Genomic DNA, 22,337 nt, shown 5'->3' on the forward strand with positions numbered 1-22,337 from the left:
CTGGATGTATCGACTCGATACATCGACGCGAGAGGGGGCGGTTCCATTGGCCAGCGGACAGGGCAGGGTCCTGGAACTCGCCGTGCTCGGGTCGCTGCACGAGACTCCGCTACACGGCTATGAGCTGCGGAAACGGCTCAACGCCCTGCTCGGGATGTTCCGCGCCTTCTCCTACGGGTCGCTGTACCCGTGCCTGCGATCACTGCTGAACGACGGTCTCATCGCGGAGGAGCACCCCGCGGCGACGACCGGGCGATCCAAGATCGTCTACAAGCTGACCACGGAAGGCAAGGAACGATTGCAGGAGCTGTTGACCCAGGCGGGCCCCTCCGCCTGGGAGGACGAGAGCTTCGGTGTCCACTTCGCCTTCTTCAGGCACACCGAGGCCGAGGTGCGCCTGCGTATCCTCGAAGGCCGCCGCAGCCGGTTGGAGGAGCGACTCGACGGTGTCCGTACCGCGCTCGCCCGGACCAGGGAGCGCCTGGACAGTTACACGCTCGAGCTGCAGCGTCACGGCCTGGAATCGGTCGAACGCGAAGTGCGTTGGCTGAACGAGCTGATCGCCACAGAACGCCGGGCCTCGGAAGAGCCCGCGAAAGATAACCCGGAGCCGGGGGTCGCTCCGGGGTCAACGTCAACTGATGAGTAAGGGAGCGAGTGCGATGGGTTCCGTTCGCGTAGCCGTTGTCGGTGTCGGCAACTGCGCGGCGTCGCTGATTCAGGGCGTGCACTTCTACAAGGACGCCGACCCGGACACACGAGTGCCGGGCCTGATGCACGTCAAGTTCGGCGAGTACCACGTCGGTGACGTCGAGTTCGTCGCGGCTTTCGACGTCGACGCCAAGAAGGTCGGCCGTGACCTGTCCGAGGCGATCGTGGCCAGCGAGAACAACACGATCAAGATCACGGATGTGCCGCCCACGGGTGTCGTCGTGCAGCGTGGCCACACCTTCGACGGTCTCGGGGAGTTCTACCGCGAGATCATCGAGGAGTCGGACGAGCAGCCGGTCGACGTCGTGCAGGTCCTGCGGGACGCCCGGGTGGACGTGCTGGTGTCGTACCTGCCGGTGGGCTCGGAGGAGGCCGACCGCTTCTACGCGCAGTGCGCGCTGGACGCGAAGGTCGCCTTCGTCAACGCCCTGCCGGTGTTCATCGCCTCCGACCCCGAGTGGGCCGAGAAGTTCGAGAAGGCCGGGGTGCCGATCGTCGGCGACGACATCAAGTCGCAGGTCGGCGCCACCATCACGCACCGTGTGATGGCCAAGCTGTTCGAGGACCGCGGTGTCGAGCTGCTGCGCACGTACCAGCTCAACTTCGGCGGCAACATGGACTTCATGAACATGCTGGAGCGCAAGCGCCTCCAGTCGAAGAAGATCTCCAAGACCCAGTCGGTCACCTCGCAGATCCCGCACGAGATGGGCAAGGCCGACGTGCACATCGGCCCGTCCGACCACGTGCCGTGGCTCGACGACCGCAAGTGGGCCTACGTCCGCCTGGAGGGCCGCTCCTTCGGCGACACCCCGCTCAACCTGGAGTACAAGCTCGAGGTGTGGGACTCCCCCAACTCGGCCGGCATCATCATCGACGCCGTCCGGGCCGCCAAGATCGCCCTGGACCGGGGTATCGCGGGGCCGATCCTGTCGGCTTCGTCCTACTTCATGAAGTCGCCGCCGGAGCAGTACTCCGACGACGAGGCCCGCGACTACGTCGAGAAGTTCATCCGCGGCGAAGTAGACCGCTGACCCCAGGAGCCCCTTCGGGGGCTCCTTCTTCTTCTGGTACGGCTACCCGCGAGCGGCCGGCGGCAGCTCCTCAGGATCGGCGACCGGCCAGGTCAGCGGATCGGCCCCCAGCTCGTCCAGATGCGGGACCTGCTCCAGGCACCACGGCGAGATGGCCAGGAGCCTGGAGCGCACCCCTTCGACGAACTCCTTCCACGGCATCCACGCCGTCTCCCCCACCTCCTCCGGGTTCGGGTGGGCGTCCCCGGAGACCACCACCCGGTAGACCGGGCACAGCTCGTGCTCGACGATGCCGTTGCCCATCACCGCCCGGTAGGAGAAACGGGGCAGCAGCAGATCGGCGCGCTCCACGGTGAGACCGAGCTCGTAGGACAGGCGCCGCAGCACCGCCTGGTCGAGCGGCTCGCCGGGAAGCGGGTGCCCGCAGCAGCTGTTGGTCCACACGTCCGGCCAGGTGATCTTGTGGGCGGCCCGCCGGGAGAGCAGCACCCGGCCGTTCTCGTCGAAGACGTAGCTCGAGAACGCCAGGTGGAGAGGCGTGTCCGGCCCGTGCACCGACATCTTCGGCGCGGTGCCGATCGCGTTTCCCGCACCGTCGACCAGTACCACGTGCTCATCAGTCGTCACGCACAGAGAGTACGAGATCTTTTCCGTTTCCCGGCTACCTTTGCCGACCTGTCATTCCAACCTCTTCCACTTCAGGGTTGACCCTGATGTCGGCGCGCGGGCCGCGGACTAGGCTGACGAGGTGTCTTATGCCGCCGATCTACGCACGGTCCTGGAAGGTCGGGACTTCAGACGCCTGTTCAGCACGCGGCTGGTCTCGCAGTTCTCCGATGGGATCTTCCAGTTCGCGGTGGTCGGTTTCGCGTTCTTCAGCCCGGAGAAGCAGACCACGGCCGCGCAGGTGGCCATGGGGCTGGCGGTGCTGCTGCTGCCGTACAGCATTCTGGGGCCGTTCGTCGGTGTCTTCATCGATCGGTGGTCGCGGCGGCAGATCCTCGTGGTGGCGCCGATCGTGCGCGGGTCGCTGCTGATCGTGGCCGCTGCGCTGGTCGCGGTCGACTGCCCGGACGGCGTCTTCTACGCGGCGGCGCTCGGCGTGCTCGGCGTCAACAGGTTCTTCCTGGCCGCGCTCGGCGCCTCGCTGCCGCACGTGGTGCCGCACGACCGGCTGATGATGGCCAACGCGGTCACCCCCACCTCGGGCACGGTGTTGACCTTCGTCGGCGTGGGCGTGGGCTTCCTGCTGCGCTCGGTGTTCGGCGGCGACGACGCGGGCACGGCGCTGCTGCTGCTCACCTCGGGCGTGGTGTTCGGGCTGAGCGCGCTGATCGCGCGCACCATGGGCCGCACCCTGCTCGGCCCCTCCTACGACCCCGCACGCCCCCAGCCCCGCAAGGCGGTACGGCACGTCGTGCTGGGCCTGGCCGACGGCGCCCGACACCTGATCCACCACCGCGCCGCCGCCGCCGCGATGGGCGCGATGGCCGTGCACCGCTTCATGTACGGCATGGCGACCGCGATGGGCATCATCCTCTACCGCTACTACTTCACCGACGGCGACCCGGACGCCGCCCTGGCCGGCAGCGGCATCGTGGTGGCCACCTCGGCCTTCGGCTACTTCCTCGCGGTGATCGTCACCCCGTGGGCGACCGACCGGTTCACGATCGAGCGCTGGATCCCGGCGATGCTGGCCACCGCGGGCGTGCTGACGGCCGTGCTGGTCACGCCGTTCCAGGAGTGGGGGCTGCCGGCCGCCGGGTTCGTGCTCGGCGTGGCCGGCCAGAGCGTGAAGATCTGCGCCGACACCAGCGTGCAGCGCGACATCGACGACGCCTACCTCGGCCGGGCCTTCTCCATCTACGACATGCTGTTCAACGGGATGTACGTCCTCGCGGCGGCCCTGTCGGCGGCGATCCTGCCCGCGAACGGCAAGTCCTACCTGGCAGTGGCGATCATGGCGCTGGGCTACCTCGGGGGCGCCGTCCTCTACCGGGCCGTCACGCCGACGCGTACACCATCGCCTCGGTGATCCGGGCGACCTCGGCCGGCGTGGCCGCGTAGGGCGGCATGCTGTAGATCAGCCTGCCGAAGGGCCGCAGCCAGACCCCCAGCTCGACGGCCCGCTCCTGGACCCTGGCCACGTCCACGGGGTCGTGCGTCTCGATGACCCCGATCGCGCCGAGCACCCTGACCTCCTTGACGCCGGGATGGTCCGCGGCGGCGGCCAGGCCGTCGGTCAGCCCGCTCTCGATGCGCCGCACCTCCTCACGCCACGGCCGCTCGGCGAGCAGGTCGAGCGAGGCTCCGGCGACCGCGGTGGCCAGCGGATTGCCCATGAAGGTGGGGCCGTGCATCAGCACGCCGATGCCCTCGGCCACCCGATCGGTGCACAGCGTGGCGGCCAGCGACAGGTAGCCGCCGGTCAGCGCCTTGCCCAGGCACATGATGTCGGGCCTGATCCCGGCGTGGTCGCAGCCGAACAGCTCTCCCGTACGGCCGAAGCCGGTGGCGATCTCGTCGGCGATGAGCAGGACGCCGTACTCCTCGGTGAGCTCGCGCAGTCGGCGCAGCACCGAGGGGTGGTAGAAGCGCATGCCGCCCGCGCCCTGCACGACGGGCTCGACGATCACCGCGGCCAGTTCGTGGGCGTGCCGGGCCACCAGCGCGCCCAGCTCGTCCAGGTAGCCCTGGTCGGGCTCGCGCGGCGGCGCGGGGGCGAACACGTGCCGGGCCAGCGCGCCGGAGAACAGGTGGTGCATGCCGTTGACCGGGTCGCAGACGGCCATCGCGCCGAAGGTGTCACCGTGGTAGCCCCCCCTGACCGTCATCAGCCGCGAGCGGCCGGTGTACTGCACCGCCATCTTGATGGCGACCTCGACGGCGACCGAGCCCGAGTCGGCGAGGAACACCTTGGGCAGGCCGGTCATCGCGGCCAGGCGGCGGGCCAGCAGGACGGCGGGCTCGTGGGTGAGCCCCCCGAACATCACGTGCGCCATGTCGTCGAGCTGGTCGCGCAGGGCCTGGTTCAGCCGGGGGTGGTTGTAGCCGTGGATGGCCGCCCACCAGGACGACATCCCGTCGATCAGCTCGCGCCCGTCGGCTAGCCTCAGGCGTACTCCGTGGGCGGCGGTGACCTCCCGGACGGGCGCGCCCACGGCCGCGTAGGGGTGCCAGACGTGGTCGCGGTCGAGGTCGAGCAGATCCACCTAGCCGTTCTCCCCCGCCCACTCCCGGAGCGCGTCCGCGGCCGCCTCCTTGCCGATGACGCCCTGGTCGAGGCGCAGGTCGAGGAGGAACTTGTAGGCCTTGCCGACCACGGGGCCGGGGCCGACGCCGAGGACCTTCTGGATCTCGTTGCCGTCCAGCTCCGGCCTGATCTTGGCCAGCTCCTCCTCCTCGGCCAGCTTCTCGATGCGCTCTTCGAGCTGGTCGTAGGTGCGCGACAGGGCCTGCGCCTTGCGCTTGTTGCGGGTCGTGCAGTCCGCCCTGGTCAGCTTGTGCAGGCGGGTGAGCAGGTGGCCGGCGTCGCGGACATAACGGCGCACGGCGCTGTCGGTCCACTCGCCCGAGCCGTAGCCGTGGAAGCGCAGGTGCAGCTCGACCAGGCGGGAGACGTCGGAGACCACGTCCTTGGGGAACTTCAGCTCCGTCATGCGCTTCTTGGTGAGCTGGGCGCCGACCACCTCGTGGTGGTGGAAGGACACCCGGCCGCCCTCCTCGTGGCGGCGCGTCTTGGGCTTGCCGACGTCGTGCATGAGCGCCGCCCAGCGCAGGATCCGGTCGGGCGTGCTGTCCTCCTCCTGGTCGATGGCCTGCTCCAGGACGATCAGCGTGTGCTCGTAGACGTCCTTGTGCCGGTGGTGCTCGTCGATCTCCAGGCGCAGCCTGGGCAGCTCGGGCAGCACGTGGGCGGCCAGGCCGGTCTCGACGAGCAGGCGCAGGCCCTCGCGCGGGTCGGCGCCGCAGACGAGCTTGTCGAGCTCCTCGCGGATGCGCTCGGCGGAGACGATCTCGATGCGCCCGGCCATCGCGGTCATCGCCCGGACCGCGTCGGGGTCGACGCCGAACTCCAGTTGCGAGGCGAACCTGGCGGCGCGCAGCATGCGCAGCGGGTCGTCGTCGAAGGACTGCTCGGGGGTGCCCGGCGTGCGCATGACCTTGGCGGCCAGGTCGCTCATGCCGCCGTAGGGGTCGACGAACTCGTGGGTGGGCACGCGCACGGCCATCGCGTTGACCGCGAAGTCGCGGCGCTCCAGGTCGGCTTCGAGCGTGTCGCCGTACATCACCTCGGGCTTGCGTGAGGTGGGGTCGTAGGACTCGCTGCGGTAGGTGGTGACCTCCAGCAGCCAGCCGCCCTTGCGGATGCCGACGGTGCCGAAGTCGATGCCGATCGTCCACACCGAGTCGGCCCAGTCCCTGACGATCTCCAGCACCCGCTCGGGGCGGGCGTCGGTGGTCAGGTCGAGGTCGTTGCCGATACGGCCCAGCAGGATGTCGCGCACCGAACCGCCCACCAGGGCGAGCTCGTGCCCACGCGCGGCGAACAGCTCGCCGAGCTCGTCGGCCACGGGCGCGATCTTGCGGAACAGGTCACTCATGGTCTGCGTTGAGTCGGACAAGCTGGGTAGGTCCTTCGATTCCGGAACATATCCCCCGAGCCACACCAGGTCCGGGTTACCGTCGGTCAGAGGACCGTCGGGGGCCATGGAACGAGGCAAGGAGCGCATATATGAAGGACGCCCTCGCGATCCACCGCTGGCTCCTCGCACACCAGGTCCATCATGAGATCGTACGCCTTCCGCGCCCCATGACGTGCGCGGACGAACTACCCCAGACGATCTCGGTTCCCCCCGCGAGGTGTGTGACGGTCACGGTCTTCGAGGTGTCGGCCAAACCGGGCCGCGAAGCGGTCGCGGTGATCTCGACGGCGGCCACCCCGCCCAGGCCGGGAGCGGTCGGCGGACTCCTCGGCGGACGGCGGGTGCGCCCCGCCCCGGCCTTCCTGGTCAACGCCGCCACCGACTACGCCGCCGGTCTCGTCTGCCCGCTGCTGCTGCCCGGTGACCTGCGGGTGCTCGTCGACGACCGGCTGAGCACCGATGCCGAGCCCGTCTTCACCGCCACCGGCGAGCGTCACACGGCCCTCTCCCTCCGCGCCCACGACCTGGTGACACTCCTGTCGGGAAAAACCGTGGATCTGCGGATCCCACGGCCCCGTGGATCACGTGAGGCGGTCGCGATCCGGCACTGAGCCCGTACCATTGCGGGCGTGCGTCGAACTCCACTCCGGACAGACGCGTGATCCGTAAGGCCACGCTCCTCGCCGTCCTCTCCGCCGCGTTGCTCGCGCCCACGGCCGTGACAGCGCCGAGTACGGCTGCCGCGACCCCGGTCACGGCCGGACGGCAGACGGTCAAGCTGACCGTCGACGCGATCACTCCCGACGTCCCCAGGGAGCCGACCACCGAGATCAACATCTCCGGAACCGTCACCAACGCCGGCGCCGCAGCCCTGTCCGGCCTGCGGGTGCGCATCCGCTACACCAGCGTCCCCTTTCCCGACCGGGCCTCGCTGGAGGCGTACCAGACCTGCCAGGCCTGCGATCAGGCCTCGCGCAGCATCGTCGCCGAGATCCCGGCGATCAACGCGGGCGGCAAGGCCCAGTGGGAGCTGCCGCCCGTCACCCCGGCCTACCTGAACCTGTCGGGGTTCGGCGTCTACCCGCTCTCGGTCGAGGTCCTCGACGCCAACTGGCAGCCGATCGCCATCCAGCGCACCTATCTGACCTACGCGCCGTCGACGATGCCCAAGCTCCCGCGCACCCGGCTGGCCTTCGCGCTGCCGATCATCGACCAGCCGCACCGCTCCGTCGACGCCACCTTCATCGACGACCAGTTGCGCACCTCGCTCGTCGGCACCGGCCGCCTGGCCGACCTGCTGAAGATCGCCAGATCCAAGCCGAAGAACGTCACCTGGTTCGTCGAGCCCGCCCTGCTCGACGACGTGGACGCGATGACCAGGCCGCACCGGGTCAAGACCCGCAAGACCAGCCAGGACCGGCCCGCCGACGCCAGCGCCGCCCAGTGGCTCGAATCCCTGCGCTCGGCGCTCGCCACGGCCTCCGTGGTGGCCACGCCGTACGCCGACCCCGATGTGGTCGCCCTCGCCCACCAGGGCCTCGACGAGCAGACCGGCAAGGCCGTCTCGATCGGCGCGGAGCAGGCGCGCAAGCTGCTCCAGCGCGACGTGCCGACCAATGTCAACTGGCCGGTCGGCGGGCTGATCGACGCCGACGGCCTCGACCTGCTGGCGGTCAGCAAGGTCGACACCGTCCTGCTCAACGCCCAGAACGCGCCGCCGCAGCCACCCGTCCTCACCACGCCCGACGCGGCGACCACCGTCGACAGCGTCATGGGCCCGGTCACCGCTCTGGTCGCCGACCCGGGGCTGAGCCGCGCCCTCGAACTCGACCCGTCGTTCCAGGGCTCCTCGGTCATGGCCAGGCAGCGGTTCGTCGCGGAGACCGCGATGATCGCCAAGGAGCAGCCCCCGACGGCGCCCGCCCGGTCGCTGCTGGTGGCCCCCTCCCGGCGCTGGCAGCCCAACCCCGAGCACGTCACGGCGCTGCTGAAGACCACGGCCGGTCTTCCCTGGCTGGCCAACGGGCCGGTCACCGCCCTCAAGGCGGGCAAGGCCGGGGTGCCGCGGGCCGCGCTGACCTACACCGAGCTGGACCGGAAGGCCGAGCTCGGCAAGAAGTACCTCGACGGGGTCGCGAAGCTGGCCGGCAAGTCCCGGCTGACCACAGAGATCACCTCCAAGCCGCTGCTGTCCGCCTTCGACAGGTCGGTGCTGCGGCTGACCTCCTCGGCCTGGCGCGGCCGTACCGGCGCCGCCACCTCCTCGGCCAAGCAGGTCAACGCGACCACCGACGAGCACATCGGCAAGGTCCAGGTCACCGGCATCTCCAGCGACAAGCCGCGCAGCATCGCGGGCACCGAGGCGTCCATCCCGATCAGCGTCCGCAACGGCCTGAAGCAGGACGTCACCCTCAGGGTCGCGGTGACCTCCGACAACCGCGAACTGCTCACCATCGGCAGCTACGACGAGCAGATGCCGCTCACCATCACCGCCGAGCAGAACGGCACCGTGGTGATCCCGATGAAGGCCACGACGAGCAGGAGCGGGGACGCGCTGGTCACCGTCCAGCTCACCACGCTCGACGGCAAGAACTACGGCCCCGCCCAGAAGCTGACCGTCCGCACCACCGGCTACACGGGCATCGCCCTGGTGATCGTCGGCGGCGGGCTGGTCGTCATGCTGGCCGCCGTGGTGATGCGCGTGCTGCGCCGCCGGTCGCAGAAGCGCGTCGCGCGCGCCACGAAGACGAGGGAGAGCGAGCACGTATGAGCCGCATGTTGCGGGCCAGTGCGATCATGGCCGCCGGCACGCTGGTGTCTCGGGTCACCGGCTTCGTGCGCACCATGGTCCTCGCGTCCGCGATCGGCGTGACGGCCCTCGGCGACGCCTACAACGTGGCCTACAACATTCCCTACGTCCTGCTCGATCTGCTGCTGACCGGCGTGCTGAGCAGCGTCGTGGTGCCGATGATCGTGCGGGCGCAGCAGCAGGACGCGGACGGCGGACGGGCCTACGAGCAGCGGCTGATCAGCATCGCGGCGGTGGCGCTGGCGGTGGTCGCGACGATCGCCGTGCTGGCCGCGCCGTACCTCGTGGGCATCTACACGACGGAGTGGAGCGAGGGCGACCGGGAGGTGGCGGTCACGCTGGCCAGGTTCATCCTGCCGCAGATCGCGTTCTTCGGTGTCGGCGCGATCGCCGGGGCCATCCTCAACACCCGCGACCGGTTCGCCGCCCCCATGTGGGCGCCGGTGATCAACAACCTCGTCGTCATCGGGCTGCTGTTCGCCTACATCGCGGTCAGCACGGCCAGGGGCGACATCACCAAGGCCACCGACACCGATCTGGCCATCCTCGGCCTCGGTACCACCGCCGGGATCGTCGCCCAGGCGATCGTGCTGATCATCGCGCTGAAGCGGACCGGGTTCTCCTTCAGGCCGCGCCTCGACGTGTGGAACGCCAAGCTCGGCGAGATGGGCCGGATGGCGGTCTGGACGTTCGGCTACATCATCATCGTCCAGCTCGGCCTGCTGCTCACCACCAACCTGGCGACCGCCGCGAGCAAGATCGCCGCCTCCGAGGGCATCGAGCACGGTGTCGGCTACACGCCGTACATGCTCGGGTTCCAGCTCTTCCAGTTGCCCTACGGCATCATCGGCGTCTCGGTCATCACCGCGATGCTGCCCCGGATGAGCCGCGCGGCCAACGAAGGGCGGCTGGACGACATCCGCAGCGAGTTCGCCTCGGGGGTCCGGCTGATCAGCGCGGTCATGGTGCCGGCCTCGCTGATGCTCATGGTGCTCGGGCCGGCCATCACCGTGCCGATCTACGCGCACGGCGCCACCTCGGTGGAGAGCGCCATCTACATCGGCAACGTGCTGCAGGTCTTCGGGCTGGCGCTGGTGCCGTTCTCGATCTTCCAGTTACTGCTCCGGGTGTTCTACAGCTTCGGGGACACCCGTACCCCGGTGTTCGTGGGCACGGGCACGACCGCGTGCAACGTCGTGATCAGCCTGGCCGCGTTCTACACGCTGCCGGCCCGGTACGCGGTCATGGGGCTCGCCTTCGCCTACGCGGCGACGTACGGCATCGGCGCGGTGGCGGCCTGGAACATGGCCAGCCGCCGGGTTCAGGGGCTGGGCGGATGGGCGGTGGGATCGGCGCTGACCAGGATGTATCTCGCGGCGCTGCCCACGGCGGTGCTCTCGCTGGCCACGGTGTGGGGGGTACAGCAGCTCTTCGGAGGGCTTAGTCTGATCAATTCGCTCATCATCCTGACGGTCGGCGTCGTTCTCGGCGGTGCGCTCTACCTGTTCATCGCGCACAGGATGCGCATCCCGGAGGTGAACTCGATCGTTGGATTGGTGGCGGGAAGGGTAGGCCGATAGGCGGGCACTGCCTCGCCGGTCTGACAAGGAGAACGCGGGCGGAACCGGCCCGGCACTACCATGGTGCGACACGCGGCGAATGGAAGCAGGAGGGGCGTGGGCGGATCCACCCGGCATAGCGTGCCTGTGTGGCACATCGCCACGCAGGTGACCGAGTCATGAGCACCTCAGCGGTCGAACCCGGCACACGCCTGGCCGAGCGTTTCCGACTGGAGGACGTCGTCAGCGAGTCTGACGGCGTCACACTGTGGAAGGCCATCGACGAGATTCTGGCGCGGCCTGTAGCCGTTCACACCTTCGCCCCCGACTTCGCCCGCGTCACCGAGGTGGTCACCGCCGCCAGGGCCGCGAGCCGCCTCACCGACCCCCGGCTGACCCAGGTGTTCGACGCCGCGCAGGAGGAGGACCTCGCCTTCGTGGTCAGCGAGTGGGTGACCGGCGACTCGCTGTCCGACCTGCTGGCCGCCGGCCCGCTGGAGCCCGAGCGGGCGGCCGGGCTGGTCGCCGAGGCGGCCGAGGCGCTGACGCACGCCCACGAGGCGGGTCTCCACCACCTGTGCCTGCGACCGGGCAACCTGGTGTGGACGACCGGCGGCACGCTCAAGGTGCTGGGCGTCGGGATCGACGCCGCCGTGGCCGGGCTCACCACCGACGACCCCGCGCTCGACGACGCCGAGGGCCTCGGCCGGCTGCTGTACGCCGGTCTGACCGGCCACTGGCCCGGCGACGAGGAGGAGGGCGGCCTGCCCGCCGCCCCGATGAGCGACGGGCACTTCTGCACGCCCCGTCAGGTGACCGCCGGCGTGCCCGGCTATCTCGACACCGTCACCTGCCGGGCTGCGCTGCCCGAGTCGCGCAAGGGGCAGAGCGCGCTGACCTCGCCCGCCGAGGTGGCCGAGGCGCTGTCCGACGTGGCCAGGCCCATGCCGATCCCGGTCGCCTACTCGCCGATGCCCGCCCCCGCGACGGTCTCGCGTTCGGAGGGCATCGACACCGAGTGGCCGAAGACGCAGACCACCATGGCCCCGCCCACCCACCACCACCATCACCCGCGCCAGGGCAACGACGGCGGCAGCACGCTCAACAAGGCGCTGATGGCGATCGTGGTGCTGCTGGTGATCGTCGCCGTGGGCCTCGGCGCGTGGACGCTCGGCCGCAGCATCGGCAGCCCGTCGACGCCTGAGGTCGCGGGCGGTCCCACGGTGAAGCCGACGCGGACGGCCGAGCCGCAGGTGGTCAAGCCGTCCAGCGCGACCGGTTTCGACCCGCTCGGCGACGACCAGGCCGAGCATCCGGAGCTGGGCGAGGACGCCATCGACGGCAAGCCGAGCACGTTCTGGCACACCACCTTCTACAACAGCGCCGAGCTGGGGAAGCTGAAGGACGGCGTGGGGCTGCTGGTCGACATGGGCAAGCCCGTGCAGGTCGCCAACGTGGCCGTGACGCTGTCCAGCAACCCGGGCTCCACCGTGGAGCTGAGGGTGGGCGACGCTCCCGAGTTGTCCGCGCTGAAGACGGTGGCCCGGCAGAAGAACGTCTCGGGCAAGGTCACCCTGACGCCGCCGGAGGCCGCAAGCGGTCAGTACGTTTTGATCTGGTTTACGCGTCTCCCTGCGGATGAAGGTAGGTTTCGTGGCACCATCTATGACGTAGTGGTGTACTCCCCCGGATCGGCATAACCTTGTGAACTCCCCACCCGAGCCACCTTTCGCCGATGAGCAGCAGCCCCAGGCCCCCGTGCCTGACGCCGAGCTGCTGGCTCGGCACATCAATGGGGACCCGCACGCGTTCAGCGAGATCGTCAAAAGGCACCGAGACCGGATGTGGGCCGTCGCGCTGCGCACGCTGGGTGATCCTGATGAGGCGGCTGATGCCGTACAGGACGCCTTTGTCTCCGCCTATCGCAAGGCGCACAGCTTTCGCGGTGAGGCGGCCGTCACCACCTGGCTGCACCGCATCGTGGTCAACGCCTGCCTGGACAGGATGCGCCGCAAGTCGGTCCGGCCGGTCGCCGACGACGAGCTGATCGAGGCGGCCGAGCGGGACACCCCGATGCCCGACCAGACGGCCGAGCGCGAGGTTTCGATGGAGGTTTCGGCGGCGCTGAAACTGCTTCCGGCCGACCAGCGGGCCGCGCTCGTACTCGTCGACATGATGGGATATTCAGTCGAAGACGCAGCTCAGGTGCTGTCCGTGCCCAGTGGGACGGTGAAGAGCCGATGTGCACGGGGTCGCGCGAAACTTGCCCCAATTCTTTCGCATCTGCGGAACCGATCCAACCTCACCCGCGTCTCATCCGCGAAGGGAGCAGAACTTCGTGACGGGTGACACGCACTACGATCTGGAGATCCTGGCCGAGTTGGCCGAGGGTCTCCTGGACGCTGCCACGGCCCAGCAGGTACGCGAGCATCTCGCGGCATGCTCCCCATGCGGGGAGCTCCTTGCTGACCTGGCCGCGGTTCGCGAGGTGCTGGCGGCGACACCGACACCGGCCATGCCGATGGGTGTCGCACTCCGGATCGACCGCGCGCTGGCCGCTGAGGCGGGTTCGGCGCGGGGAGGCGGAGTCGGCCTCGTGGAAAGCCCTGACTGGGACGAGCTCATGCGAGACGCCCCATGGGAGGAGGCACCAGAGCCCGTACGGCTCGGCGTGGTGGCGGACGACGGCAGCGTCGTTCGGACCAGGCGGCGCGCGTCCACGCGACGGCGCAGATGGGCGATGCCCGCGGTGGCGGCGGCAGCGGCGGCGGCCGTGGTCGGCTCCGTGGTGGTCTCCAGCGGCCTGCTGACGGCGAGCGGCGGTGAGCCGGGACGTGGCAAGGTCCTGCAGGCGCAGCCGGCCGTGCCCAGCGAGACCGCCGGGGTGAGCTACATGATCACGGACTCCGGCTACAACTACAGCGAGCATGCGCTCAAGCAGCCGCTGGTGGGCTACTTCGGCCCGTACGAAGCCAAGAAGGAGGACGGCGGCGGCAACGGCAAGGTGGCGGCCTGCGTCTCCAAGATCACCTCCCGGACCAAGCTCAGGCCGATCGCGGTCGACCAGAGCCAGTACAACGGGCAGGAGGCGCTCGTGATCGCCTCCTGGAAGGACCAGGCCAGGAACAAGGTACGGGTCGACGTGGTCGATCCGTTCAAGTGCAAGGCCATCCGCAAGCCCGTTCTGGGGCGCTGGAAGTAACCTCTGTCACGTCGGGAGCCCACTTCGGTGGGCTCCTTTCGTTTGCCTTTCTCATGGGCCTGGCGATGTGGGTAGGTAAGGGAATCACGGACGCCTAGGATCTGTTGTCGCCACTGGCAACAGCAGAAACGAAAGGCGTGGAACGTTGAAGGACGTCCGAGATGTCATCATTATCGGTTCCGGTCCGGCCGGATACACCGCGGCCGTCTACTCCGCGCGCGCCGAGCTGAAGCCATTGGTCTTCGAGGGCTCGGTGACCGCGGGTGGCGCGCTGATGAACACCACCGACGTGGAGAACTTCCCCGGATTCCCTGACGGCATCATGGGCCCCGACCTGATGGACAACCTGCGCAAGCAGGCCGAGCGGTTCGGCGCCGAACTGGTCGCCGACGATGTGGTCGAGGTGGACCTCGCGGCCAACCCCAAGGTGGTCAAGACGCACACCGACACCTACCTCGCCAAGTCGGTCATCCTGGCCACCGGGTCGGGCTACCGCGAGCTCGGCGTGCCCAACGAGAAGCGCCTGTCCGGCCACGGCGTCTCCTGGTGCGCCACCTGCGACGGCTTCTTCTTCCGGAACAAGGACATCGTGGTTGTGGGCGGCGGCGACACCGCGATGGAGGAGGCCACCTTCCTCACCCGGTTCGCCCGTATGGTCACCGTCGTGCACCGCCGCGACGAGCTGCGCGCCAGCAAGATCATGCAGGAGCGGGCCTTCGCCAACGACAAGATCAGCTTCGTCTGGGACAGCGAGGTCGTCGACGTGCTCGGCGACGACAAGGTGACCGCGGTCAAGCTGCGCAACCTCAAGACCGGCGAAGAGAGCGAGCTGGCCACCGACGGCCTGTTCATCGCCATCGGCCACGACCCGCGTACCGACCTGGTCAAGGGCCAGGTCGAGCTGGACGACGAGGGCTACATCAAGGTCGCCTCGCCCAGCACAGAGACCAACATCGAAGGCGTGTTCGCCTGCGGCGACGTCGTCGACCACATCTACCGTCAGGCCATCACCGCAGCGGGCACCGGCTGCTCGGCGTCTCTCGACTCCGAGCGCTGGCTGGCCGGCAACGAGAAGTAAGGAGCGCTCCCGTGAAGGCAGTCACCGACGCCACGTTCGATGCCGAGGTCCTCAAGAGCGACAAGCCCGTGCTCGTCGAATTCTGGGCGGAGTGGTGCGGCCCGTGCCGTCAGGTCGCCCCGATCCTGGAGGAGATCGCCAAGGAGTACGGCGACCGGCTGGAGATCGTCAAGCTCAACATCGACGAGAATCCGGAGGTTCCCCGGAACGCCGGTGTGCTCCAGATCCCCACGATGAACGTCTACAAGGGTGGAGAGGTCGTCAAGCAGATCATCGGCGCCAAGCCGAAGGCCATGCTGCTTCGCGAGCTTGAGGGCATCATCTAGAGCCCCCCGCGGCTGGCGACAGCCGTACCTCCGCATGGAAAAGCCCCCTGGCCGCAGGGGGCTTTTCTCATTTTTTGGTCATGGACGATCGCGGGCGCGCCGGGCGCCTCCCCGGAAGCGCCTGGAAGGCGTTAGACGGGGCGAAGGGCGCGTTCCGGGCTCATGGAGCCGAGGAGGCGTTCCAGGGCCACCTCGACGTCCTCACGCCAGGAGACGGCCGTCTTCAGCTCCAGGCGGAGCCTCGGGAAGCGCAGATGCGGGCGGACGGTCTTGAATCCCACCGACAGCAGGTATTCGGCGGGGACGACGCAGCTCGGCTCCTCCCACTTCAGGTCGCCGAACGCCTCGATGGCCCGCACGCCGCGCCTGGTCAGGTCCTTGGCCACGCCCTGGATCAGCATCCGGCCCAGGCCGCCGCCGGAGAATTCGGGGATGATGTGCGCGGTCATCAGCAGGACGGCGTCGGCGCTGACCGGCGAGGTCGGGAAGGCGACTGAGCGCGGGCTGTACAGCGGCGGGGTGTACAGGACGAAACCCGCCGGGACCCCGTCGACATAGAGGATCTTCCCGCAGCTCCCCCACTCCAGCAGGGTGCCCGAGATCCACGCCTCTTTCTCCAGCGCCGGGTCGCCCGCCTTGACGGCGCGCTCGCCACTGACCGGATCGAGTTCCCAGAAGACGCACTGCCGACACCTTCGCGGCAGGTCATCCAGGTTGTCGAGGGTGATGTTGACCAGCCGACGCGACAACTGCGCCCCCCATCGTTGCGCGGAAAAGCGCGCGAAAAGCACGTCTACACGTGGCATCGTAGCCCAGTGAATGCGGCGTCAGCGGTTCCTGTGGATCGTGCCCAGCGGTTGGGCTGGTCACGGGCGACAAGTCCGACTGACGTACTCTGGACTCTCGGCTTCACTTACATGACCTAGGAGGTGGACCGTGGCGGAAGAATCGGATCACGGTCAGACGCCCGCGACCCACGGGTCGCGCATCGACGCCTACGTCGATCGGTACGCAGCACGAGCTACCGGGATGGTCGCCTCCGAGATTCGAGCTCTTTTCGCCGTCGCGTCCAGGCCCGAGGTGGTCTCGCTCGCCGGCGGCATGCCGTACGTCACGGCCCTTCCCCTCGACGTCGTCGGCGAGCTGGTCGCCGACCTGGTCGCCAGGCGCGGCCCCGTGGCCCTGCAGTACGGCTCGGGCCAGGGCGACCCGCACCTGCGCGAGCAGATCTGCGAGGTCATGCGGCTTGAGGGGATCGACGCCGGGGCGGACGACGTGGTCGTCACGGTCGGCTCGCAGCAGGCGCTCGACCTGATCACCCGGATCTTCATCGATCCTGGTGACGTCGTGCTCGCGGAAGGCCCTTCGTACGTCGGCGCCCTCGGTACATTCGCCGCCTATCAGGCCAAAGTGGTTCATATCGCCATGGACGATCAGGGCATTGTGCCCGAATCGCTGGCGCAGACCATCTACGCCCTCCGCGCCGCCGGAAGCACCGTCAAGTTCCTCTACACGATCCCGACCTTCCAGAACCCCGCCGGCGTCACCCTGAACGTGGCCAGGCGGCAGCAGGTGCTCGACATCTGCCAGCGGGCCGGGATCCTCATCGTCGAAGACAACCCGTACGGGCTGCTCGGCTTCGACGGCGAACCCATGCGCACCCTGCGGGCCGACTGCCCCGACGGAGTCGTCTACCTGGGGTCGTTCTCCAAGACGCTGGCGCCCGGCTTTCGCGTCGGATGGGCGCTCGCGCCGCACGCCATCCGCGACAAACTCGTGCTCGCCATGGAGTCGGCGGTGCTGTCGCACTCGTCGTTCACCCAGCTCGCCGTCGGGCAGTACCTCGCCACGCAGCCCTGGCGGGAGCAGATCAAGACGTTCAGAGAGCTGTACCGGGAACGACGGGACGCGCTGCTCGGCGCACTGGAGTCGCTCATGCCGGCCGGAGTCACCTGGACTCGGCCCGGGGGCGGCTTCTTCGTCTGGGCCAGCCTGCCCGAAGGGCTCGACTCCAAGGCGATCCTGCCCCGGGCGGTGGCCGAACGGGTGGCGTTCGTGCCCGGCACCGGCTTCTTCTCCGACGGCAGCGGATCCCGGCACATGCGGCTCTCGTACTGTTTCCCGGAGCCTGAGCGCATCCGGGAAGGGGTACGAAGGCTCAGCGGGGTGATCGAGCAGGAACTGCAGATGCGCGACACCTTCGGCACCGGCTCCGTGCTGGGCCACGGCGGCGTCGACACCCCCGGCCCCGACCTGGCCTGACCCGTCTCAGCCACACCGGCCGCCTCCCGCATGGGGGGCGGCCGGTCCGCGTTACGCCTGCTGTACACCAACCCCCCGAGACGCCGGTACGGTGGAACACCGTCCGGCGAGCTTCAACGCCGGGGACCATCCGGAGGATGTTAGATGAGCGATCTCAGCCACGTGCTCGTGCTGGCCGGCGGGCTCTCCTACGAGCGGGAGGTCTCCCTCCGCTCGGGGCGTCGCGTGAGCGAGGTGCTGCGCGCGGCCGGGATCGACGTCGAGACCCGCGACACCGACGCCTCCCTGGTGCCCTCCATCCTCGCCGACCGGCCCGACGCCGTCTTCGTGACCCTGCACGGCGGGGCCGGCGAGGACGGGGCGATCAGGTCGGTGCTGGAGCTGCTCGGCGTGCCGTACGTCGGAGCCGACCCCGACGCGTGCCGCGTCGCCTACGACAAGCCGACCGCCAAGGCCGTCGTACGCTCCGTCGGGCTGCGCACCCCCGAATCCGTCACCCTGCCCAAGGAAACCTTCCACGACCTCGGCGCCACCGTCGTACTCGGCCGCATCGTGGAACGCCTCGGCCTGCCCCTGTTCGTCAAGCCCGCCCGCGGCGGCTCCGCGCTCGGCGCGTCCATGGTGCGCACCGCCGAAGACCTGCCCGCCGCCATGGTGGGCTGCTTCGCGTACGGTGACACCGCGCTGATCGAGCGGTACATCGAAGGCGTCGAAGTCGCCGTGTCCGTCGTCGACCTCGGCGAGGGGCCTGTGGCGCTGCCGCCGGTGGAGATCGTGCCCGACGAGGGCGTGTATGACTACGCGGCCCGCTACACCGCTGGGCACACCGAGTTCTTCGCTCCCGCCCGGCTCTCCGCCGAGGCGTCACTCGCCTGCGCCGAGATGGCGGTCACCGCGCACACGGCCCTCGGGCTGCGCGACGTCTCCCGGACCGACCTCATCGTCGACGCTTCGGGCCAGCCGTACTTCCTTGAGGTCAATGTGGCTCCCGGCATGACGGAGACCTCGCTCCTTCCCATGGCGGTCGAAGCCGCCGGCCAAGACCTCGGCACCCTCTGCCGCGCCCTCCTCCAGTCCGCCGCCAACCGCTCTGGGCCCCAGGTCTCCTAGCCTGGGCTGTGTGCTGATCGATTCCCCGTATCCCAAGAGCTTCGCCAGCGACAACCACGCGGGCGTGCACCCGGACATCCTCAAGGCGATGGCAGCCGCCAACGACGGCGACGCACCCGCGTACGGCGGCGACGCCTGGACCACCGCCCTGGACGGACACGTGCAGTCCGCGTTCGGGCCCGACGCCACCGGGTTCGCGGTACTCAACGGCGCCGGAGCCAACATGGTCGGACTGGCGCTCATGCTCGGCCGCTACGACGCCATCATCTGCGCCGACACCGCGCACATCGCCACCCACGAAGCCGGGGCCGCCGAACGGCTCCTCGGCGTGAAACTCATGACGGTACCGACCGCCGACGGCAAACTCGTCCCCGACGACATCCGCTGCCGCCTGTCAGGTGTGGGCAACCCGCACGAGTCGCAGCCACGCGTCGTCTCCATCTCCCAGGTGACGGAACTCGGCACCTGCTACACCCCCGACGAGATCTCCGCCCTCGCCGACACCGCCCACGAGGCGGGCCTCTTCCTGTACATGGACGGCGCCAGAATCGCCAACGCGGCGGCCTTCCTGAACTGCTCCCTACGGGAGATCACCACCGACGCCGGTGTGGACGTCTTCAGTTTCGGCGGCACCAAGAACGGCGCCCTGGCCGCCGAAGCCGTCATCGTCCTCGAACCTTCGCTGAGCCCCGGCGCACCCTTCCTGCGGCGACAGTCCCTCCAACTGGCCTCCAAGATGCGCTTCATCTCCGCACAACTCTCCGCCCTGCTGACAGACGACCTTTGGCGAACCAACGCCGCCCACGCCAACGCCATGGCCGCCCGCCTCGCAGCCGGCCTGACCGACCTCCCCGACGTCACCCTCGCGTACCCGGTCCAGTCGAACGCCGTCTTCGCCACACTCCCGCAAGAGGTCATCCCACAACTCCAAGAACACTTCACCTTCCACACCTGGGACCCCGCCGCCGGCACGGTCCGCTGGATGACCGCCTTCGACACCACCCCCACCCACATCGACGCCTTCCTCACCACCATCCGCTCCACCCTCCAGACATGACACCCTGGCGTACTCCCCATCCCAGCAGCTCTGCTCCCACCTTCCCTCCCGCCTTCCGTCTAGCCCGCCTTCACACCTTTGGACTCGTAGCGCTACTGGACTCGTAGCGCTACGCCTTCACCTCCCAGGTCTTGGTCAGCGAACCGCGGCCACCAACTGTCTGCGCTAACTCGATAACCGCACCCGCATCCCCCCTCTAGCGACTCCCGACCGGGAGCGGCCAGGCAGGCTCCACGCCCTCGCCACTGATCCTGGTTTCACGTGAAACCAGGATCAGCACGCAGTCGGCATCCATCAACACGCCGCCGACATGGGAGCAGACCGAGCCGCGCAGGAGCCTCACGCGCCACATCTCGCACGCGAGAGGCACCACGGCGCCCGGCACCCCCTCCTGCACAGCGAAGGCCTCGCCCAAGGAAGGTGAAGCGCCACTGGAGTCGGAGGGCATGAGATACGAAGGGGCGTAGTCACGAAGAACAGAAGGGGAGCAGAAAGAAGAGACCGCCCGCAATGGCTGGTGCCGAGTGTGCGGCGAAGAGTGGGACATCGTGGGCCGCCGCTGCGACGCCCGCGCGAATGTTCGGCGAGCGAGTGGCCAGTGAGCGAGAAGCCCCGCCGATAGACGGATCGAGCAAGACGAGCAGGAGGCTCACTCCGTCCATCGCGCTCACTCCGTCAAGCCCGCCGCCTGCTGAGCCCAACTGTCTACCGAGCTCCCGTCATCTTCCAATCCCTGCGAATCTCTCCGGCTCGCCATCGGCCCGGCTCCCCATTGGCGTGGTGCGCCACGGCCGTACAGACACGTCGAGGATAAGCGGATCGCGCCAGCGGGCGCCAAGGGTCCTTCTGGAGGCGGCGAGGGAACGGGTTTCACGTGAAACGGCGCAGCCATGTCCAGCCGCGGAGGCGGGCGCGGGGACGGTCGGCGTGGCGCGGTTTCACGTGAAACGGTGTGCGGGCTGGGCCTGCTCTGTTTGCGAGGGAACCCGGCAAGGCGTTGAGGCGGACCATGTTTCACGTGAAACGAGGTAGGGCTCGTCTCGGATGGCTAGTCTTCGGTTTCGCGCATGGCGTTGGCGGCTTCGGGGGCCATGGCGCCGATGATGCGTTCGAGGTCGTCGATGGTGGCGAACTCGACGACGATGCGGCCCTTGCGGCGCCCCAGGTCGACCTTGACCTTCGTTTCGAAATGGTCGGAGAGGCGGTCGGCCAGGTGGACGAGACCGGGCATTGACGGTTTCTTGGTGGCGCGCTCCCTGGGAGCGTTGCCGGCGCCGTTCGCGCCGCCGGTGGCGACGATCTCCTCGACCGTACGGACCGACAGCCCTTCCGCGACGATGCGCTTGGCCAGATACTCCTGGGCGCGGGAGTCGTCCAGGGCCAGCAGTGCGCGAGCGTGACCGGCACTCACCACTCCGGCGGCGACGCGGAGCTGTACTTCGGGCGGCAGGTTCAGCAGGCGGAGGGTGTTGGAGATGTGCGGGCGGGAACGGCCGACGCGCTGGGCCAGCTGCTCGTGCGTGGCGCCGAAATCGTCAAGCAGCTGCTGGTACGCCGCCGCCTCTTCCAACGGGTTGAGCTGCTCCCGCTGAAGGTTCTCGATCAGGGCGTCACGCAGGAGGTCGTCGTCCTGGGTGTTGCGCACGATGGCGGGAACCACGTCCAGCCCGACGAGCTGACACGCCCGCCAGCGCCGCTCCCCCATGATGAGCTCGTAGCGTCCACCACCGATCGAGCGCACCACGATCGGCTGCAGCAGACCAACCTCTTTGATGGAGGCCGCAAGCTCGTCCAGCCGATCCTCATCGAACACATCGCGCGGCTGGCGCGGGTTCGGCGTGATGGCGGTGAGCGCGATCTCCCTGAAGTACGCTCCGGCCACCGGATTGGGCCCTGTCTCCCCCACCTGCTCCCCTGCGGGCGCCACGGCTCCCGTACCGTCAACGATCGGCCCGGTCGGGATGAGCGCCCCGAGTCCCTTGCCCAGTCCCCGCCGCTGCTGACTCACTGCGTCTCCTCATCCGCCCGGGCCGATTCCGGTCACTCCAGGAGAGGTTACCGTCGGGCGCCCTACCCGGTGCGCGCTCGCCACACGCGCTTCGGTCTGGTTTGAGAAGACCACGCCACAAAAGTGGCCTTCGACACCCACCCCACCCCGACACACCTTCAGAGGTACGACCAGAGGTACGACAAAGCGCCCCCTCATCCACCCCGCACAAACGAGGCCGAGGCCGGTAGCGGACCGGGCCGGTGGCGAGCCAGGCCGGTGGCGAGTCAAGGAGATAGGTAGGGCTCGGTAGATCACGGGACTTGGTACGCAGTTTGGCTCAGCGGGCGGCGGGCTCGATCTCCGCCAGGATCAGGAACAACCCCGTCCAGAAATGGCCGAGGCAGGCTGGCTGAGGGTAAGTGGAGAAGGAGGAGGTAGATGCGGTCTGGGCGTGCCAGACGGCGCTGTGAGTCGACGCGGCCGGGACGCGAGCGGCGGGGGCGCGAACCCTTGGCACTGGAGCCAGGCATGTGGGCGACCCCCCGGGTGTGAACAC

The 22,337-nt window shown here is 68.9% G+C and carries 19 protein-coding genes; 14 read left to right on the forward strand and 5 right to left on the reverse strand.

Features of this window, described 5'->3' with window-relative positions:
- Positions 1-46 precede the first annotated feature (46 nt).
- Positions 47-649: a PadR family transcriptional regulator gene (locus ABZ911_RS18585; RefSeq protein ID WP_358056694.1), complete on the forward strand. Its 603-nt coding sequence runs from the start codon at positions 47-49 to the stop codon at positions 647-649.
- 13 nt (positions 650-662) lie between these two features.
- A complete protein-coding gene (locus tag ABZ911_RS18590; RefSeq protein ID WP_358056696.1) occupies positions 663-1,742 on the forward strand; it encodes an inositol-3-phosphate synthase in 1,080 nt (359 codons plus the stop codon).
- 42 nt (positions 1,743-1,784) lie between these two features.
- On the opposite strand, the gene idi is transcribed toward ABZ911_RS18590, so the two are convergent.
- Positions 1,785-2,369 (reverse strand): isopentenyl-diphosphate Delta-isomerase, encoded by a 585-nt coding sequence (idi, locus tag ABZ911_RS18595; RefSeq protein WP_358056698.1) that lies wholly within the window; start codon positions 2,367-2,369, stop codon positions 1,785-1,787.
- Between the two features lie 121 nt (positions 2,370-2,490).
- Between idi and ABZ911_RS18600 the strand changes: the two genes are divergently transcribed.
- Positions 2,491-3,777 (forward strand): MFS transporter, encoded by a 1,287-nt coding sequence (locus ABZ911_RS18600; protein WP_358056700.1) that lies wholly within the window; start codon positions 2,491-2,493, stop codon positions 3,775-3,777.
- On the opposite strand, the gene ABZ911_RS18605 is transcribed toward ABZ911_RS18600, so the two are convergent.
- Positions 3,746-4,948, reverse strand: a complete 1,203-nt coding sequence (locus tag ABZ911_RS18605; protein WP_358056888.1) for an adenosylmethionine--8-amino-7-oxononanoate transaminase — start codon at positions 4,946-4,948, stop codon at positions 3,746-3,748. The two genes, ABZ911_RS18600 and ABZ911_RS18605, sit on opposite strands and share 32 nt — an antisense overlap.
- Positions 4,949-4,954: 6 nt before the next feature.
- Positions 4,955-6,346: a CCA tRNA nucleotidyltransferase gene (locus tag ABZ911_RS18610; RefSeq protein WP_358056702.1), complete on the reverse strand. Its 1,392-nt coding sequence runs from the start codon at positions 6,344-6,346 to the stop codon at positions 4,955-4,957.
- Between the two features lie 209 nt (positions 6,347-6,555).
- Between ABZ911_RS18610 and ABZ911_RS18615 the strand changes: the two genes are divergently transcribed.
- The 8 genes from ABZ911_RS18615 to trxA all read left to right on the forward strand — a co-directional run bounded on the left by ABZ911_RS18615 (position 6,556) and on the right by trxA (position 15,362).
- A complete protein-coding gene (locus ABZ911_RS18615; protein WP_358056890.1) occupies positions 6,556-6,999 on the forward strand; it encodes a YbaK/EbsC family protein in 444 nt (147 codons plus the stop codon).
- 47 nt (positions 7,000-7,046) lie between these two features.
- The gene (locus ABZ911_RS18620) at positions 7,047-9,158 is read left to right on the forward strand and encodes a DUF6049 family protein (RefSeq protein WP_358056704.1); all 2,112 of its coding nucleotides are present in this window, start codon (positions 7,047-7,049) and stop codon (positions 9,156-9,158) included.
- A complete protein-coding gene (gene murJ / locus ABZ911_RS18625; RefSeq protein ID WP_358056706.1) occupies positions 9,155-10,777 on the forward strand; it encodes a murein biosynthesis integral membrane protein MurJ in 1,623 nt (540 codons plus the stop codon). The genes ABZ911_RS18620 and murJ overlap by 4 nt, the downstream gene beginning before the upstream one ends.
- 158 nt (positions 10,778-10,935) lie before the next feature.
- A complete protein-coding gene (locus tag ABZ911_RS18630) occupies positions 10,936-12,456 on the forward strand; it encodes a protein kinase family protein (protein ID WP_358056708.1) in 1,521 nt (506 codons plus the stop codon).
- 58 nt (positions 12,457-12,514) lie between these two features.
- Positions 12,515-13,105: an RNA polymerase sigma factor SigM gene (gene sigM / locus ABZ911_RS18635; RefSeq protein ID WP_358056710.1), complete on the forward strand. Its 591-nt coding sequence runs from the start codon at positions 12,515-12,517 to the stop codon at positions 13,103-13,105.
- Positions 13,095-13,958: a zf-HC2 domain-containing protein gene (locus ABZ911_RS18640; RefSeq protein ID WP_358056712.1), complete on the forward strand. Its 864-nt coding sequence runs from the start codon at positions 13,095-13,097 to the stop codon at positions 13,956-13,958. The genes sigM and ABZ911_RS18640 overlap by 11 nt, the downstream gene beginning before the upstream one ends.
- Positions 13,959-14,103: 145 nt before the next feature.
- Positions 14,104-15,036, forward strand: coding sequence for a thioredoxin-disulfide reductase (gene trxB, locus ABZ911_RS18645; protein ID WP_358056714.1), 933 nt, complete (start codon positions 14,104-14,106; stop codon positions 15,034-15,036).
- Between the two features lie 11 nt (positions 15,037-15,047).
- Positions 15,048-15,362, forward strand: a complete 315-nt coding sequence (gene trxA / locus ABZ911_RS18650) for a thioredoxin (RefSeq protein WP_358056716.1) — start codon at positions 15,048-15,050, stop codon at positions 15,360-15,362.
- A gap of 131 nt (positions 15,363-15,493) precedes the next feature.
- Here the strand turns inward: trxA and ABZ911_RS18655 are convergent, their stop codons facing one another.
- A complete protein-coding gene (locus ABZ911_RS18655) occupies positions 15,494-16,111 on the reverse strand; it encodes a GNAT family N-acetyltransferase (protein ID WP_358056718.1) in 618 nt (205 codons plus the stop codon).
- A gap of 280 nt (positions 16,112-16,391) precedes the next feature.
- On the opposite strand from ABZ911_RS18655, the gene ABZ911_RS18660 reads away from it, so the two are divergent.
- From ABZ911_RS18660 to ABZ911_RS18670, 3 genes are all read left to right on the forward strand, one after another.
- On the forward strand, positions 16,392-17,624 hold the full coding sequence (locus tag ABZ911_RS18660) for a PLP-dependent aminotransferase family protein (RefSeq protein WP_358056892.1): 1,233 nt from the start codon (positions 16,392-16,394) through the stop codon (positions 17,622-17,624).
- A 144-nt stretch (positions 17,625-17,768) separates the two neighbouring features.
- On the forward strand, positions 17,769-18,734 hold the full coding sequence (locus ABZ911_RS18665) for a D-alanine--D-alanine ligase (RefSeq protein WP_358056720.1): 966 nt from the start codon (positions 17,769-17,771) through the stop codon (positions 18,732-18,734).
- 10 nt (positions 18,735-18,744) lie between these two features.
- Positions 18,745-19,791, forward strand: coding sequence for a beta-eliminating lyase-related protein (locus ABZ911_RS18670; protein ID WP_358056722.1), 1,047 nt, complete (start codon positions 18,745-18,747; stop codon positions 19,789-19,791).
- A 1,048-nt stretch (positions 19,792-20,839) separates the two neighbouring features.
- Here ABZ911_RS18670 and ABZ911_RS18675 read toward each other — a convergent pair.
- The gene (locus ABZ911_RS18675) at positions 20,840-21,799 is read right to left on the reverse strand and encodes a ParB/RepB/Spo0J family partition protein (RefSeq protein WP_358056724.1); all 960 of its coding nucleotides are present in this window, start codon (positions 21,797-21,799) and stop codon (positions 20,840-20,842) included.
- Positions 21,800-22,337: the final 538 nt, after the last annotated feature.

This window comes from Nonomuraea sp. NPDC046570 (assembly GCF_040645915.1).
GTDB lineage: Bacteria > Actinomycetota > Actinomycetes > Streptosporangiales > Streptosporangiaceae > Nonomuraea.